The 14,505-nt window shown below is 71.6% G+C and carries 15 protein-coding genes; 9 read left to right on the forward strand and 6 right to left on the reverse strand.

All coding sequences use genetic code 11. The features are described 5' to 3' along the window. Window positions 1-2: 2 nt before the first annotated feature. Window positions 3-854, reverse strand: a complete 852-nt coding sequence (locus tag ACWEVS_RS36045) for a leishmanolysin-related zinc metalloendopeptidase (protein WP_449928472.1) — start codon at window positions 852-854, stop codon at window positions 3-5. A 197-nt stretch (window positions 855-1,051) separates the two neighbouring features. Between ACWEVS_RS36045 and ACWEVS_RS36050 the strand changes: the two genes are divergently transcribed. Together ACWEVS_RS36050 and ACWEVS_RS36055 are read left to right on the forward strand one after the other, a co-directional pair. Beyond that, a complete protein-coding gene (locus tag ACWEVS_RS36050) occupies window positions 1,052-1,507 on the forward strand; it encodes an SgcJ/EcaC family oxidoreductase (protein WP_452418816.1) in 456 nt (151 codons plus the stop codon). Between the two features lie 45 nt (window positions 1,508-1,552). Next, a complete protein-coding gene (locus tag ACWEVS_RS36055) occupies window positions 1,553-2,338 on the forward strand; it encodes an arylamine N-acetyltransferase family protein (RefSeq protein ID WP_452555205.1) in 786 nt (261 codons plus the stop codon). 407 nt (window positions 2,339-2,745) lie between these two features. On the opposite strand, the gene ACWEVS_RS36060 is transcribed toward ACWEVS_RS36055, so the two are convergent. The 4 genes from ACWEVS_RS36060 to ACWEVS_RS36075 all read right to left on the reverse strand — a co-directional run bounded on the left by ACWEVS_RS36060 (window position 2,746) and on the right by ACWEVS_RS36075 (window position 6,733). Next, on the reverse strand, window positions 2,746-3,417 hold the full coding sequence (locus ACWEVS_RS36060) for a FadR/GntR family transcriptional regulator (RefSeq protein ID WP_449928475.1): 672 nt from the start codon (window positions 3,415-3,417) through the stop codon (window positions 2,746-2,748). A 24-nt stretch (window positions 3,418-3,441) separates the two neighbouring features. After that, the gene (locus ACWEVS_RS36065) at window positions 3,442-4,389 is read right to left on the reverse strand and encodes an MBL fold metallo-hydrolase (protein ID WP_452555207.1); all 948 of its coding nucleotides are present in this window, start codon (window positions 4,387-4,389) and stop codon (window positions 3,442-3,444) included. Window positions 4,390-4,619: 230 nt separating this feature from the next. Further along, complete coding sequence (locus ACWEVS_RS36070; RefSeq protein WP_449928477.1) at window positions 4,620-5,738, reverse strand: steroid 3-ketoacyl-CoA thiolase; 1,119 nt, start codon at window positions 5,736-5,738, stop codon at window positions 4,620-4,622. Window positions 5,739-5,782: 44 nt separating this feature from the next. After that, window positions 5,783-6,733, reverse strand: coding sequence for an NADP-dependent oxidoreductase (locus ACWEVS_RS36075; RefSeq protein ID WP_449928478.1), 951 nt, complete (start codon window positions 6,731-6,733; stop codon window positions 5,783-5,785). A 135-nt stretch (window positions 6,734-6,868) separates the two neighbouring features. Here ACWEVS_RS36075 and ACWEVS_RS36080 point away from each other — a divergent pair, with 135 nt between their 5' ends. Further along, window positions 6,869-7,513 (forward strand): flavin reductase family protein, encoded by a 645-nt coding sequence (locus ACWEVS_RS36080; protein ID WP_449928479.1) that lies wholly within the window; start codon window positions 6,869-6,871, stop codon window positions 7,511-7,513. A 6-nt stretch (window positions 7,514-7,519) separates the two neighbouring features. Here the strand turns inward: ACWEVS_RS36080 and ACWEVS_RS36085 are convergent, their stop codons facing one another. After that, window positions 7,520-8,134 carry a TetR family transcriptional regulator gene (locus tag ACWEVS_RS36085; protein WP_449928480.1) on the reverse strand — a complete coding sequence of 205 codons (615 nt, stop codon included), beginning with the start codon at window positions 8,132-8,134 and terminating at the stop codon, window positions 7,520-7,522. A gap of 179 nt (window positions 8,135-8,313) precedes the next feature. On the opposite strand from ACWEVS_RS36085, the gene ACWEVS_RS36090 reads away from it, so the two are divergent. The 6 genes from ACWEVS_RS36090 to ACWEVS_RS36115 are packed head-to-tail and all read left to right on the forward strand — an operon-like array spanning window position 8,314 to window position 14,414. After that, window positions 8,314-9,930 carry an AMP-binding protein gene (locus ACWEVS_RS36090; RefSeq protein WP_452555210.1) on the forward strand — a complete coding sequence of 539 codons (1,617 nt, stop codon included), beginning with the start codon at window positions 8,314-8,316 and terminating at the stop codon, window positions 9,928-9,930. Then, window positions 9,931-10,779 carry an acyl-CoA dehydrogenase family protein gene (locus ACWEVS_RS36095; protein WP_449928482.1) on the forward strand — a complete coding sequence of 283 codons (849 nt, stop codon included), beginning with the start codon at window positions 9,931-9,933 and terminating at the stop codon, window positions 10,777-10,779. It abuts the gene before it with no gap. Next, window positions 10,779-11,933: an acyl-CoA dehydrogenase family protein gene (locus ACWEVS_RS36100; RefSeq protein ID WP_452555212.1), complete on the forward strand. Its 1,155-nt coding sequence runs from the start codon at window positions 10,779-10,781 to the stop codon at window positions 11,931-11,933. Before ACWEVS_RS36095 ends, ACWEVS_RS36100 begins: the two co-directional genes overlap by 1 nt. Beyond that, on the forward strand, window positions 11,930-12,814 hold the full coding sequence (locus tag ACWEVS_RS36105; protein ID WP_452555214.1) for a bifunctional MaoC family dehydratase N-terminal/OB-fold nucleic acid binding domain-containing protein: 885 nt from the start codon (window positions 11,930-11,932) through the stop codon (window positions 12,812-12,814). Before ACWEVS_RS36100 ends, ACWEVS_RS36105 begins: the two co-directional genes overlap by 4 nt. After that, complete coding sequence (locus ACWEVS_RS36110) at window positions 12,814-13,251, forward strand: MaoC family dehydratase (protein WP_354909902.1); 438 nt, start codon at window positions 12,814-12,816, stop codon at window positions 13,249-13,251. The genes ACWEVS_RS36105 and ACWEVS_RS36110 overlap by 1 nt, the downstream gene beginning before the upstream one ends. Continuing rightward, a complete protein-coding gene (locus ACWEVS_RS36115) occupies window positions 13,248-14,414 on the forward strand; it encodes a lipid-transfer protein (protein ID WP_449928485.1) in 1,167 nt (388 codons plus the stop codon). The genes ACWEVS_RS36110 and ACWEVS_RS36115 overlap by 4 nt, the downstream gene beginning before the upstream one ends. Window positions 14,415-14,505: the final 91 nt, after the last annotated feature.

Genomic DNA, 14,505 nt, shown 5'->3' on the forward strand with positions numbered 1-14,505 from the left:
GCTCAGATGGTGGCGATCGGTTCGGGGGCGGCGACCGTGCACGTCGGAGCCACCTCCGGCCGCATGCCCCTGACCTCGGCCATGAACAGCGGCGACGGCAGCACGTACGGCTCGGCCGCCGCCAGGTCCACCTGGTAGCCCATGTCCTCCAGCGCCGCGACGCTGGTCCTGCTGATCGGGTTGCCGAGCTGCGAGACCCTGCTGGTCATCAGCTCCACCCCGAACACCGACTCGCGCCAGTGCCCGCCCACGCTGCCGGGCCCGCCGACGTTCTCCACCGGGACGGCATGCGGTCCGGCCGCGCCCAGCAGCACCCCGAACTCCCTGCTCGCGGCCGGGCCCACGAAGGTCGGGTCGGGACCGCCGAGACCCGTCGACAGCCCCAGCGTCTCCCAGATCGTGCCGAAGCCCAGCGCGTGACCCATCTCGTGCACGATCACGTCGTGCAGCAGCCCCGTCTGCTCCATCCGGTCCAGGTCGAAGGTGTCGAACCGCATGACGCCGACCGCCGGGAGCGCGCTGCCGGACCTGAGGAGCAGGGGACCCGCCTGGCCGAGGATGTTGCCCTGCTCGGTGCCGGGACCGTCGATCTTCGCGCCCTCCGCGAGGATCACCAGGTCGTCGATCCGCTCGCCCGCCGCGATGCCGGCGGGGAGGCCCTCCAGCTCGGGGATCCGGACGTCGGGGAGGTCGCCCACGATGACCCGCGCCCAGCGGTCGGCGGCGGCGGCGAACGCCGCCTTCTGCGTCTCGCTCAGCCCGCCCATGAACCGGACCTCGATCGTGTACGGCGACTCGGTGTTCGCCAGGGCCTTCGCTCGCCGTGCGTCGGCACGCGCCAGATGGATGTCCATCTCCACCATCTCCTTGCGGCTCCTTGAGGTGTCGTCCAGGGCGAGTGTGGGCGACAGGGGAGGCGTCGCGCCTGAGTACGCCCCTACTCATCCATACGGGCTTGACATCATGCTGCCCTGCGCTAATCTCTTCATTAGAGAAGATAATCAATCAAAGCAGAATCTTGATAGATGAAGCTAACTGGAAGGGGAGCGACATGACCCGCGACACCGCCATCGAGAGCGACACCGCCGCCGTTCGCGCGCTGCTGGAGCGGGCGCGGGAGGCCTGGGACCGCGGCGACGGCACCGCCTACGGTGCGCAGTTCACCGCCGACGCCACCGACGTGACCTTCGTCGGCAGCGTCTACCAGGGCGGCGCGGAGATCGGCCGGGCCCACCAGGTCCTGTTCGACAGCTTCCTCAAGGGCAGCCGCCTGGCGATGGAGATCATCGACATCCGCTTCTACGGCCCGGACACCGCCGTCGTCGTCAGCCGCGGCGACGTCTACAAGAGCAGGCCCAAGAAGCTCGGCAAGGTGCAGACCTACACCGTCGTACGCGAGGCGGACGGCCAGTGGCGGATCGCGGCCATCCAGAAGACCAAGCGGCAGGGGCTCATGGAGGCGATCTCCTTCATGTTCCAGCCCGCGACCCGGCCCCGCAGCGCCTGACTTCCAGGGCGCACAGCGTCACCCGTCGCATGGTTTGCTTGTCTCGTGAACGAGTCGGAGATCTCCCGCTATCTGGACAGATTCGGTGCGACGCGGCCGGCCGAACCGGACGCGGCCGGCCTGCGTGCCCTTCAGCGCGCCCACCTGAGAGCGGTGCCGTTCGAGAACCTGAGCATCCATCTCGGCGAGCCGATCTCCCTCGACCCCGGCGCGCTCCACGACAAGATCGTCGCGCGCCGTCGCGGCGGATTCTGTTACGAGCTGAACGGGTTGTTCGCCGAACTGCTGACCGCGCTCGGCTACCGGGTGACCCTGCTGGCCGCCAGGGCCTTCCAGGGTGAGCGGCTGGGGCCGCTGTTCGACCACCTGGCGATCCGCGTCGATCTCGACGAGCCCTGGCTGGTCGACGTCGGATTCGGCGACTTCGCCGACGAGCCGCTGCGGCTCGACGAGCGGGCCGAGCAGAAGGACGACGCGGGCGCCGTCCAGGTCGTCCCCGCACCCAGCGGGCACGGCGACCTCGACATCGTCCACAAGGGCGACCCGGCCTACCGGCTGACCGCCCGGCCGTACGAACTGGCGGACTTCGGCCCGACCTGCTGGTGGCAAACCACCTCTCCCCAGTCGCACTTCACCAGGTCACCGGTCTGCTCCCTCCGCACCGCCGAAGGCCGGACCACGATCAGCGGCCGCAAGCTCATCCGGACGGTGAACGGCGAGCGCACCGAGCAGGTGCTGCAGGAGAGCGACCTCCGCGCCGCCTACCTCGACCACTTCGGGGTCGCTCTCGACCGGCTCCCGTCCACGGGAACCGCGGCCACGGCGCCGTAGCCGGACAGGTGCGGCAGGGCCGGCTCCCGGTCGGAGTCGGCAATAGGGCCGCTCCACGGCACCTGGCCTCTCGCGGGGAGGGGGAGCAGGGGGCCGCCTGCCGTACGGTCCCCGGCGTGCGCGGCACCGGTCGCGCCGTGTCCCCGCCCGGCGCCGGTGAACGTCGGCGGGCACCTGCAACCTTTCGCCCGGTGGGTCGCGTTGGGTACCGGCGAGAGGAGATCACAGTGGATCGTCACGACGGCTTCGACGAGTTCGTGCAAAGCCGCCAGCAGGCGCTGATGCGGACCGCGTACCTGCTCACGGGAGACGCGCACCTCGCCGAGGGCCTGTTGCAGAGTGTGCTGATCAAGGTCGTGGGGCACTGGCGGAAGCTGTCCAGGGACGGCAATCCCGAGGCGCCGCCGTCAGAGGGCCTTCTGCAGCCAGGACTCCACCCCTGCCACGTGGACGACCGCCCACGACCGCGCCACCTCCGCCTGCCGCGACGCGATCGCCTCGTAGATCGCGATGTGCTGTTCCCGCGTCTTCTCCAGGGCGCCCTCCTGGGTGAGGCCGCGCCAGATGCGCGCCCTGGTGGTCGGGCCCGAGAGGCTCTCGATGAACGAGCACAGCACGGCGTTGCCCGACCCCTGGGCGATGCGCTGGTGGAAGGTGAGGTCGTTGGCCACCAGCTCCTCGATCGTCGGCTCGGGCGGCAGCGAGTCGAGCACCGCCTTCAGCTCGGCGATGTCCTCGTCGCTCATCGTGAGCGCGGCCATCGCGGTGGCGGCGGGTTCGAGGATGCGGCGCACCTCGAAGAACTGGATCACCGTGTCGTCGCGGTGCAGGTCGAGGACGAACGACATCGTGTCGAGCAGCAGCCGGGGTTCGAGGCTGGTGACGTAGGTGCCGTCGCCCTGCCGTACGTCGAGGACGTTGATGAGCGCCAGTGCCCGTACGGCTTCGCGCAGCGAGTTGCGTGACAGGCCGAGGCGTTCGGCCAGGTCGGCCTCCTTGGGCAGCCTGTCGCCCGGGGAGAGCTCGCCCGAGAGGATCATCTGCTTGATCTTGTCGATCGCCGCGTCGGTGACCGCCACGTATTCCCCCTAGACATCGGATGTCTAGGAGTGTACGGCCACGAACCGGACGGGATCGACCTCGGGGAGCCGCCGGATCAGGCCGCGGGCCTCCAGGGCGCGGAGGTGGGCGGCGGCCTCTCCCGCCGCCATGGCGCGGAGCGCGGGCGGGAGGTCGCCCCACGGGCGGTTCCAGGTCATGCGGGCGGCGATCTCCCAGATGGTGAGGGGCTCGCTGGCCAGGGTGGCCAGCCGGGCGAGCTTGTCCTCGTGGTGGGAGCGGATCTCGGCGGCGCGCGCCGCCGCGTCGGGGAAGGGCCACTCGTGGGCGGGGAGCGCCTCGGTACGGCCCAGCGCGGCGACCCGGTCGAGCGAGGACAGGAAATCCGCCAACGGATCTACATCGTCCCGGTCATAGGGATAAATGCCGACGTGAGGAGTGATGTCGGGAAGGATGTGGTCGCCGGTGAACAGCCGGTCGGCGTCCTCCAGGTGGAGGCACAGGTGACCGGGGGTGTGGCCGGGCGTGTGGATGGCTCGCAGGACACGGCCCGGCACGTCCAGCAGGTCGCCGTCGCGCACCGCCAGGTCGGGCTCGGCGGGCGGCTCCGGCCGTCCCTCACCGGCCGGGGGCAGCTCGGTCGCGCCCGCACCCGCCCGCCGCAGCATCTCGGACTGGAAGGCGTGGTGCTCGTCCTCGCCGAGGTCGCGCATGAGCTTCACCAGGCGCGCGTCGGCCTCGTGCATCGCGATCCACGCGCCCGACTTCTCGCGCACGCGTCCGGCCAGCCCCGCGTGGTCCGGGTGGAAGTGGGTGACGACCACGCCGCGCACGTCCCGCACGTCGACGCCCACGGCCGCCAGGCCCACGCGCAGCGCCTGCCACGCGTCGTGATGGTTCCACCCCGCGTCCACCAGCACCGGGCCGCCGGGCGAGTCGATCGCGTAGACGAGCGTGTAGCCCAGCGGGTTGCCGGGGATGGGCACCGGCACGCTGCTCACCCCGCCGCCGAGGTCCCGGGGCCGCTGGTCGGCGTACGCCCGGCGGCGCGTCGGCCTCCCGGCCCGCTCCGGCGTGGCGCCGGAGGGCTCCAGCGTCGGCCTCCCGGCCCGCTCCTGTGTGGCTTCGGAGTCCCGCGTCGGCCTCCCGGCCCCCTCCCGCGTGGCGTCGGAGGACTCCCGCGTCGCCTCTCTCGGGGGCTCGCCCCCGCTTCGCCGTACGGTCATGCGACGCGTTCCAGGATGGTGGCCGTGGCGAGCGCGCCGCCCGCGCACATGGTCACGAGGGCGGTCGACAGGTCGGCCCTCTCCAGTTCGTGCAGCGCCGAGGTCACCAGCCGGGCCCCGGTCGCCCCGACGGGGTGGCCGAGCGCGATGGCCCCGCCGTTGACGTTCACCCGGTCCATGTCGGGCTCGTGCACGGACGCCCAGGACAGAACGACCGCCGCGAACGCCTCGTTCACCTCGAACCTGTCGATGTCGCCCATGGCCATCCCGGCCCTGCCGAGCACCGCCGCCGTGGCGTCCACGGGGCCGTCCAGGTGGTAGTGCGGCTCGGCGCCGACCAGCGTCTGGGCGAGGATGCGGGCGCGTGGGCGCAGGCCGTGCCGCCGGGCCGCCTGCTCGCTCATCAGGAGCACCGCCGCCGCCCCATCGGACACCTGGGAGGAGGTGCCTGCGGTGTGCAGCCCGTTCTCGCCGAGCACCGGCTTCAGCGCCGCGAGTCCCTCCGTGGTCGTCTCGCGCAACCCCTGGTCCCTGGAGACCTCGCCCACCGGGACGATCTCCCTGGCGTACCTGCCGTCCGCCCACGCCTTGGCCGCGAGCCGCTGCGACCGGGCGCCGAACCAGTCGAGCCGCTCCCTGGTCAGCCCCCGCCTGCGGGCGATGCGCTCGGCCGCCGTGAACTGGTCGGGCAGGTCGATCGCCCAGTCGTCGGGCTTCGGCTTGGCGGGTAACACGTTGCTGCCGAGCGGCGCCCTGCTCATCACCTCGACCCCGCAGGCCACGCCCGCCTCGATCACCCCCGCCTGGATCAGCGCGGCGACCAGGTGCACGGCCTGCTGGGACGATCCGCACTGCGCGTCGATCGTGGTGACCCCGGCCTGGTACGGCAGGCCCGCGTACAGCCAGGCGTGCCGTCCGACGTGGCCGCCCTGCTCGCCCGCCTGCGTGACGCACCCGGCGAACACCTGCTCGACCAGGCGCGGGTCGATCCCCGCCCGGTCGACGAGGCCGTTGAGCGCCGCCGCGAGCACCTGGAGGGGCTTGCGCTCCGACAGCCATCCGTTCCGCTTGCCGATCGGTGTCCTGACGGCCTCGACGATCACCGGTGCGCTCATAGCTGCCTCCAGAATGATGCTCTGGAGGCAAAATGTAACGCGTTCTACTTTGCCGTGGAAGGCCTGATTTCCAGCACGATCTTCCCGACCGTCCTGCCGGTCTCGCCGAGCTCGTGCGCCTTGGCCGCCTCGGCCAGGGGGAACACGGCCGCGATCTCCGCCCGCAGCCGCCCCGCCTCCACCAGTGCCGCGATGGCCTTCATCGCCGCATGGTCCGGCTCGACCAGCACGTCGACCGCCCGCACGCCGCGCGCCTGCGCCTTGGCGGAAAGCTCGTCGTCCCGGCGCGACAGCACCAGCGACACCAGCGTGCCCCCGGGCCTGAGCGTCTCCAGCGAGCGCGGCCCGTAGTCGCCGCCGATCGTGTCGAGCACCACGTCGACGTCCTTCACCGCCGTGGCGAAGTCCTCGCTCCGGTAGTCGACCAGCTCGTCGGCGCCCAGCGAGCGGAGGAAATCGTGCTTGGCCGCGCTCGCCGTACCGATGACGTGGGCGCCGCGCGCCTTGGCGATCTGGACGGCCAGGTGGCCGACGCCGCCCGCGGCGGCGTGGACGAGCACCCGCCGGCCGGCCCGCACGCCCGCGGCGTCGACCAGCGCCTGCCAGGCCGTCAGCGCGGCCAGCGGCAGCGCACCCGCCTGGACGTGGTCGACGCCGGCGGGCTTGCGGGCGAAGGTCCTGGACGGCGCGGTGACGTACTCGGCGAACGCGCCGTGCCCTGAGGGGTAGCGCAGCATGCCGAAGACCTCGTCGCCGGGCTGGTAGAGGGACACGCCGACGCCGACCGCCTCGACCACGCCGGAGACGTCCCAGCCGAGCACGAACGGCGGCCTGCCCAGGAGGCCGCCGCTCGCCCGGTGCTTCCAGTCGGTCGGGTTGAGCCCGGCCGCGTGCACCCTGACCAGTACCTCGGTCGGTCCCGGCGCCGGCACGGGAAGGTCGATCTCCTTGAGTACCTCTGGTCCGCCCAGAACATCCTGACTGATGGCTCTCATGTGGTACACCCTGCCCGAGGTGCCGGAAACGGGCCAGTGGCCCGATGGTCGAGGTCCTGTCCGGCGGAGCACGCCTGATGGCCCCGGCCGTCGCTTCGGCCGGGGCCGAAGCGATCCGGTCCTACGGTCGACGCCATGAACATCACGGACATGGCCACCGGGCATGTGACGATCACGCCGAGCATCCTGTATTTCGGGACGCCGGTCGTGCTGCTCTCCACCGAGAACGAGGACGGCTCGGCCAACCTCGCCCCGATCTCCTCGGCGTGGGCGCTCGGTCAGGTGGTCGTCATGGGCCTCGGCGTCGAGGGGCACACGGGGCGCAACCTCGCCGACCGGAGCGAGCTGGTGATCAACCTGCCGGAGCCGGGGCAGTGGGCCGCGGTGGAGCGGCTCGCCCCGCTGACCGGGTGCGACCCGGTGCCGGACACCAAGCGGGGCAGCTTCCGCTTCGTGCAGGACAAGTTCGCGGCCGCGGGGCTCAGGCCCGAGCCCTCCGACCTGGTCCGGCCGCCCAGGGTCGCCGGATGTCCCCTTCAGCTGGAGGCTCGTGCCGTCAGGGTCAGACCCGACCTGTCGGGCGACTTCCTCATCGTGGAGGCCGACGTGCTCAAGGTCCACGCCGACCCGCGCATCGTGGTGCCGGGCACGCAGCACGTCGACCCGGCCCGGTGGAGCCCGCTGATCTACAACTTCCGGCACTACTTCGGGCTCGGCCGCGAGCTCGGCCACAGCTTCCGTTCCCAGACCCCGCGTCGCGGCCCCGGATCGCCCGCGTGAGCGGGGTCAGAGGCCGGACAGCAGGCGGGTGGCGGCGATCTCGATGCGGCGCTGGATCTGCTCGTACGTGCGCCGCCCGCGCAGCATCTCCAGGAGTTCCTGCACCCACACGCTCGACAGCAGCCCGGTCAGGATCAGGTCGTCCTCGGCGGTCTGCTCGCCGCCGGCCACCCGCAGCAGCAGCCCGGCCATCCGGTCGCCGAACGGGGTGTCGACCTCGGCCATGATCAGGGATCGGATGAGGGCGTCGGCCAGCTCCGGCTCGCGCATCAGCCCGCGCGTGGCCCTCATGAGCACGTCGACCGCCCGCCCCGCGGCCGTCGGAGCGTTCGGCGGGCGCCGCTCGATGCTGCTCTCCAGCAGGTCGATCTCCTCGCCGACGACCGCGACGACCAGGTCCATCTTGGAGGGGAAGTAGCGGTAGAGGGTGCCGAGGGCGACCCCTGCGCGTTCGGCGACCGTGCGCATCTGCATGGCCTCGACGCCGCCGCGCGAGGCCAGGGCGGCCGCGGCCTGGACGATGCGCTTGCGGCGCTGGTGCTGGCTTCTGGTGCGGACACCGGCGGCGGGCTGGTCCTCCTTGCCGGGAGGCGTGGGGAGAGTCGCATGCGGAGGGCGCATGAGAACACGTTATCCGATGTCCGTGTCGTCCCGCTTGTTACTCGCGAGTCACAAGGAAGCGCATGTCTGCCGCATGTCCCAGGAGACGGGGGATCGCGCATCGGGGGCGGGCACTGGACAGATATTAGAATCTGTTCTAGTTTGTGGCGCGGTTGACCGAGCGCTTGCTGGGAGACGGGATGACCGCGGACACCCTCGCCGGCTTACTCGCGCGCAGAGCCGCCGACGACCGTCCCGGCCTGCTGTTCGAGGACGCCATCTGGACGTGGCGGGAGGTCGTCGCGGCCTGCCGGGCCCGGGCGGCGGCACTGGCGGGGGCCGGGCACGTGGGCGTGCTCTGCGACAACGTGCCCGAGCTCGTCTTCCTCATCGGCGCCGCCGCGCTGGGCGGCCCCGTGGTCGTCGCGCTCAACACCACGAGGTCCGCCGACGAGCTGGCCAGGGACGCCCGCGCCACCGATGTGGGCCTCCTGCTGTGGGACCCGCCGTACGGCCCGACCGCCGCCTCCCTCGGCCTGCCCGCCTTCCCCCTCGCCGACCTCGCGCACTCCGCTCCGCCGCGGCCGCCCGCCGGGGTGACGAGGCAGGACGGCACGGACGGCTCGCCCGGCTCGCCCGGCGAGCTGGTGATGCTGATCTTCACCTCGGGCACCTCGGGCGCCCCCAGGGCGGTGCGGATCACCCAGCGGAAGATCGCCGTCCCCGGCCTCAGCCTCGGCGCGATGCTCACCCCCGACGACGTCGTCTACTGCTCGATGCCGCTCTTCCACTCCGGGGCCCTCATGGCCGCCTTCGCCCCCGCCGTGGCCTCGGGCGCCGCGCTGGCCGTCCGCAGGAGGTTCTCCGCCTCGAACCTGCTGCCGGACGTCCGCCGCCACGGCTGCACCTACCTGCACTACGTCGGCAAGGCGCTCTCCTACGTCCTGGCCACGCCGCGGCGGCCGGACGACGCCGACAACCCGCTGCGCATCGCGTTCGGCAACGAGGGCAGCGCGACCGCCGTCCGCCGCTTCGGCGAGCGTTTCGGCTGCCACGTGATCGACGCGTTCGGCTCGACGGAGAGCGCCGTGTCGATCTCGCCCGACCCCTCCGGCCCTCCCGGATCGCTCGGCCGGCTCCCCGACGGCGTCGAGATCAGGAACCCGCTGACCGGCGAGCGCTGCGCCCCCGCGACCATCGAGGACGGCCGGCCCGCCAACCCCGACGAGGCGATCGGCGAGCTGGTCAACGTGGCGGGCCTCGGCCTGTTCGACGGCTACTACAACGACCCGGCCGCCGACGCCGAGCGGATCAGGCAAGGCGCCTACTGGTCGGGCGACCTGGCCTACGCCGACGCGCACGGCTACGTCTTCTTCGCGGGCAGGGGGACCGAGCGGCTGCGCGTGGACGGCGAGAACCTGGCCGTGGCGCCCATCGAGGCCGCGCTGCGCGAGTTCGACGGGGTGGTGGAGGCCGCGGTGTATCCGGTCCCCGACGCCGCGGCGGGCGACCAGGTGATGGCGGCGCTCGTGCTCGACCGGCCGTTCGACCCGGCCGCCTTCGCGGCCTTCGCCGCCGGGCTGGGCGCCAAGGCCGTACCCCGGTACGTCCGCCTGTGCCGGGAACTGCCGCAGACGCCGTCGCACAAGGTCGTCAAGCGGGTCCTGGCCGGCGAGGCCTGGCGCACCGCCGACCCCGTCTGGTGGCGTCCCCCCGCCAGGGGCGCGACGGGTTTCCTGAGGCTGACAGGGGAGGACATCAGCGTGATCGAGGACGAGTTCGCCCGGCACGGCCGTACGCACCTACTGGAGAGCTGAGTGGATTTCACCCTGGACGAGACCCAACAGGACCTGCGCACCCTCACCGCCGACCTCCTGGCGAAGGACCCGAGCTGGTCGGCCATGGAACGGGCCGGACTGGCCGCCGTCTGCACCCCCGAGGAGGGCCTCGGCGCGGTGGAGATGGCCGTCGTCCTGCGCGAGGTGGGCGCGGCGGCGGCCGACGTGCCCGCGCTGCCAGTCCTCGCCGCCACCCTCGCCATGGCCGCGTACGGCAGGCAGGTCGACGGCCTGCCCACCGTCGCGGTCAAGGGCATGAGCGCCCCCTACGCGCAGCAGGCCACGCACGCCCTCTACGCCACCGGCGAGGGCCTGTTCCTCACCGACGACTTCCAGGTCGTCCCCGAGTTCACCGCCACGGGCGAGCCGTCCGGCACGATCGTTCCCGGCCGCAGCGAGAAGCTCGCCGACCCGGGGCACGACCTGCGGAAGATCGTCACGGTCGCCGTCGCGGCCCAGGCGAGCGGCGTCCTGGCCGGAGCGCTCAAGCTCACCACCGACCACATCAAGAACCGCCGGCAGTTCGGCCGCCCGCTGGCCGAGTTCCAGGCCGTCACCATGCAGATCGCCGACGTGTACATCGCCTCGCGCGCCCTCGACGTCGCGATGTGGTCGGCCGCGTGGGGCATGGACGGCGACGACGCGGCCATCGCGGGCTTCCACGTCTGCGAGGCGTTCCGGGCGCTGTTCACCTGCCAGCACCTGCACGGCGGCCTCGGCCTCGACGTCACCTACCCCCTGCACCGCTACTTCGGCCACGCCAAGCACCTGTCGCACCTGCTCGGCGGCGCCGACGCCCAGCTCGACCTGATCGGAGCGCACCTCTGATGCTGATCGACCTGACCTCTGAGCAGCGCAGGCTCCGCGACGAGCTGCGCGAGTACTTCCAGGCCTGCCTCACCGCCGAGGACCGCAAGAAGATCGCCGAGGACCCGTTCGGCCACGCCTACATGGACCACTGCCGCCGGCTCGGCAGGGACGGCAAGCTCGGTCTCGGCTGGCCCAAGGAGTACGGCGGAGCCGGCTACGGCCCGCTGGAGCAGCAGATCTTCGCCAACGAGATCGCCAGGGCCGCCGTGCCGTACCCGATCATCACGCTGCAGACCGTCGGCCCCACCCTCATGCAGTACGGCACGCCGAAGCAGAAGGACTTCTTCCTGCCGCGCATCCTCGCCGGCGAGTGCCACTTCGCCATCGGCTACAGCGAGCCCGAGGCGGGCACCGACCTGGCCGCGCTGCGCACGACCGCGGTGAAGGACGGCGACCACTACGTCGTCAACGGCCAGAAGATCTTCACCAGCGGCGCGCACTACGCCCAGTACATCTGGATGGCCGCGCGCACCAACCCCGACGCGAAGAAGCACAAGGGCATCACCATGATGATCGTGGACTGCGCCGACCCGGGCTACTCGTGGACGCCGATCATCACCATGGACGGCCGCCACCACACCAACGCCACCTACTACCAGGACGTCAAGGTCCCCGAGGACATGGTGGTCGGCGAGGTCGACAGGGGCTGGGACCTGATCGTCAACCAGCTCAACCATGAGCGGGTCACGCTCGGCCCCGCGGGCAACCTGGCCCAGACCTACGACCGTTTCCTGGCGTGGGCCCGCGCCAAGGACCTGCTCGACGTCCAGGACGTGCGGCGCGCGGTCGCCAGGATCCACGCCTACTACCGCACGAACGAGCTGCTCAACTGGCAGGTCGCGGCGAACATGGACCTCGGCTGGCTGGGCGCGCCCGACGCCTCCGCCACCAAGATCTACGGCTCCGAGCGGATGCAGGAGATCGGCAGGATCGTCTGCGACGTCCTGGCCAGGTACGGCGACCCGGCCGACCCCGAGACCGCCCACCTCATGGAACGGGTGGACCACGGCGTGAAGGGCGCGGTCGTGCTCACCTTCGGCGGCGGCGTGAACGAGGTGCAGCGCGAGCTGATCGCCATGCTGGGGCTGTCACTGCCGAGGCCGCCGCGATGATCGGCCACGAGGAGCTCATGGAGCTCGCGAGCAAGCAGATCGCGCTCGGCGAGGTGGACGGCACGCCCGCCCCGGACCCCGTCAACGAGCCGATGATCAGGCACTGGCTCGCCGCGATGGGCGACACCAACCCCGTCTACCTGGCCGACGGGGTGGCGCCGCCCGCGATGGCGCAGGTGTGGACGATGCAGGGGCTCGGCCCCCGCCAGTCGTCACCGGTCGACCAGATCATCACCGCGCTCGACGACGCCGGATACACCGGGGTGGCCGCCACCAACTGCGAGCACACCTACCACCGCTACCTGCGGCTGGGGGAGCGGGTCAGCGCCGCCACCCGCTTCACCGAGCTGAAGGGCCCCAAGACAACGGCACTCGGCGAGGGCTACTTCGCCACCTGGAACGTCACCTGGTACTCGGAGGACGAGGCGGTCGCCGAGATGCTCTTCCGGGTCCTCAAGTTCCGGCCTGAGCCCAGGCGGAAGCCGTATCCGCTGCGGCCGGCCATCAACCAGGACACCGCCTTCTTCTGGGAGGGCGTCAAACAGGGCGAGCTGCGCATCCAGCGCTGCGGCGACTGCGGCGAGCTCAGGCACCCACCGGGGCCGCTGTGCCCGTCGTGCCGGTCGGCCAACCGCGACCACGTGGTGGCCGGCGGGGAGGGTACCGTCTACAGCTTCGTCGTGCACCACCACCCGCCCGTCCCGGGAAGGGAGGCGCCCTTTGTGGTGGCTGTGGTGGAGCTGCCGGAAGGGGTGAGGATTGTGGGCAACATCGTGGACTGTCCGGTTGAAGACGTGGGTATCGGTATGGAGTTGCGTGTGACCTACGTCTCTATAGACGCTGAACTGACCCTTCCTCTGTGGGCACCGCGGGAGCCGTGATGCGTACGCTGACCGAAGGACAGGCCGAGATCGGATCGGTGCTCCCCGAGCTGTCGATCGACCTCACCCCCACCCTGATCGTCTCCACGGCGCTGGCGACCATGGACTACACCCCCGTCCACCACGACGTCGAGGGCGCCCGCGCCCAGGGCTCCAAGGACATCTTCCTCAACATCCTCACCACGATGGGGCTGGTCGAGCGGTACGTCACCGACTGGGTCGGCCCCGAGGCGGTCATCAAGCGCATCAACGTCAAGCTCGGCGTGCCCGCCTACGCCGGCGACCGGCTGTCGTTCAGCGGCGCCGTCGTCGACGTCGAGGACGGCGAGTACACGGTCGAGGTCCGCGGCAAGGTGAGCCTCGGCGACCACGCCACCGCCACCGTCGCCTTCCGGCTGGCCGACTCCGGTACGGCACGGCCGCGGGAGGGCGCGTGAACTCGCGGGCGGCGATCGCCGGCATCGGGGCCACGGAGTTCAGCAAGGAGTCGGGGCGGTCGGAGTTACGGCTGGCCGCCGAGGCCGTGCTCGCGGCGCTCGACGACGCGGGGCTGACGCCGTCCGACGTGGACGGGCTGGTCACCTACACGCAGGACACCAACCAGGAGATCGCCGTCGCCCGCGAGGTAGGCATCGGCGACCTGACCTTCTTCTCGCGCGTCCACTACGGCGGCGGCGCGGCGTGCGGCACCGTCATGCACGCGGCGATGGCGGTCGCGACGGGCGCGGCCGAGACCGTGGTCTGCTACCGCGCCTTCAACGAGCGCTCGGGACGCAGGTTCGGGCAGCCCGACGCCAGGGTGGGCGGCGAGCCGTCCTCCCAGGGGCTCGAGATGAGCTGGCATGTGCCGTACGGGCTGATGACGCCGGCGGCGTGGGTGGCGATGTTCGCGCGCAGGTACATGCACGTCTTCGGGGCAACCTCCGAGGACTTCGGCAGGGTGGCGGTGGCGATGCGCCGGCACGCGGCCACCAATCCCGCGGCGTGGTTCCACGGCAGGCCGATCACGCTGGAGGAGCACCAGGCGTCGCGGTGGATCGTGGAGCCGCTGCACCTGCTGGACTGCTGCCAGGAGAGCGACGGCGGGGTCGCGGTCGTCGTGACGTCGGCCGAGCGGGCGCGCGACCTGCGGCGCTCGCCCGTGGTGATCGCCGCGGCGGCGCAGGGCTCCGGCGCGGGCCAGATGATGATGACCAGCTACTACCGCGACGACATGACCGGCCTGCCCGAGATGTCAGTCGTCGGCCGGAAGCTGTGGGAGATGTCCGGCCTGTCGCCCGCGGACATCCAGACGGCGATCCTCTACGACCACTTCACCCCGTTCGTCCTCAACCAGCTGGAGGAGCTCGGCTTCTGCGGCAGGGGAGAGGCCAAGGACTACGTGAAGGACGGCGGCATCGAGCTCGGCGGCCGCCTGCCGGTCAACCCGCACGGCGGCCAGCTCGGCGAGGCCTACATCCACGGCATGAACGGCATCGCCGAGGCCGTCCGCCAGATCAGGGGCACCTCGGTGAACCAGGTGCCGGGCGCGGCCAACGTCCTGGTCACGGCCGGGACCGGCGTGCCGACCAGCGGGCTGGTCCTCACCGCGGACCGCTGAGCACGGACCTATGAGCAGGGACCGATGAGCAGGGAGGCGGCGGCGCGCCCGCCGCCTCCCTACGACTACTGGGGATCCGGAGAAATCACCG

Source organism: Nonomuraea sp. NPDC003754 (assembly GCF_053605785.1).

What these genes read in the sequence shown, in the direction of transcription:
- ACWEVS_RS36045 (WP_449928472.1), bottom strand. Translation starts at nt 854, where the DNA reads ATGGACATCCATCTGGCGCGTGCCGACGCACGGCGAGCGAAGGCCCTG.
- ACWEVS_RS36050 (WP_452418816.1), top strand. Translation starts at nt 1,052, where the DNA reads ATGACCCGCGACACCGCCATCGAGAGCGACACCGCCGCCGTTCGCGCG.
- ACWEVS_RS36070 (WP_449928477.1), bottom strand. Translation starts at nt 5,738, where the DNA reads ATGAGCGCACCGGTGATCGTCGAGGCCGTCAGGACACCGATCGGCAAG.
- ACWEVS_RS36075 (WP_449928478.1), bottom strand. Translation starts at nt 6,733, where the DNA reads ATGAGAGCCATCAGTCAGGATGTTCTGGGCGGACCAGAGGTACTCAAG.
- ACWEVS_RS36080 (WP_449928479.1), top strand. Translation starts at nt 6,869, where the DNA reads ATGAACATCACGGACATGGCCACCGGGCATGTGACGATCACGCCGAGC.
- ACWEVS_RS36085 (WP_449928480.1), bottom strand. Translation starts at nt 8,134, where the DNA reads ATGCGCCCTCCGCATGCGACTCTCCCCACGCCTCCCGGCAAGGAGGAC.
- ACWEVS_RS36090 (WP_452555210.1), top strand. Translation starts at nt 8,314, where the DNA reads ATGACCGCGGACACCCTCGCCGGCTTACTCGCGCGCAGAGCCGCCGAC.
- ACWEVS_RS36100 (WP_452555212.1), top strand. Translation starts at nt 10,779, where the DNA reads ATGCTGATCGACCTGACCTCTGAGCAGCGCAGGCTCCGCGACGAGCTG.
- ACWEVS_RS36105 (WP_452555214.1), top strand. Translation starts at nt 11,930, where the DNA reads ATGATCGGCCACGAGGAGCTCATGGAGCTCGCGAGCAAGCAGATCGCG.
- ACWEVS_RS36110 (WP_354909902.1), top strand. Translation starts at nt 12,814, where the DNA reads ATGCGTACGCTGACCGAAGGACAGGCCGAGATCGGATCGGTGCTCCCC.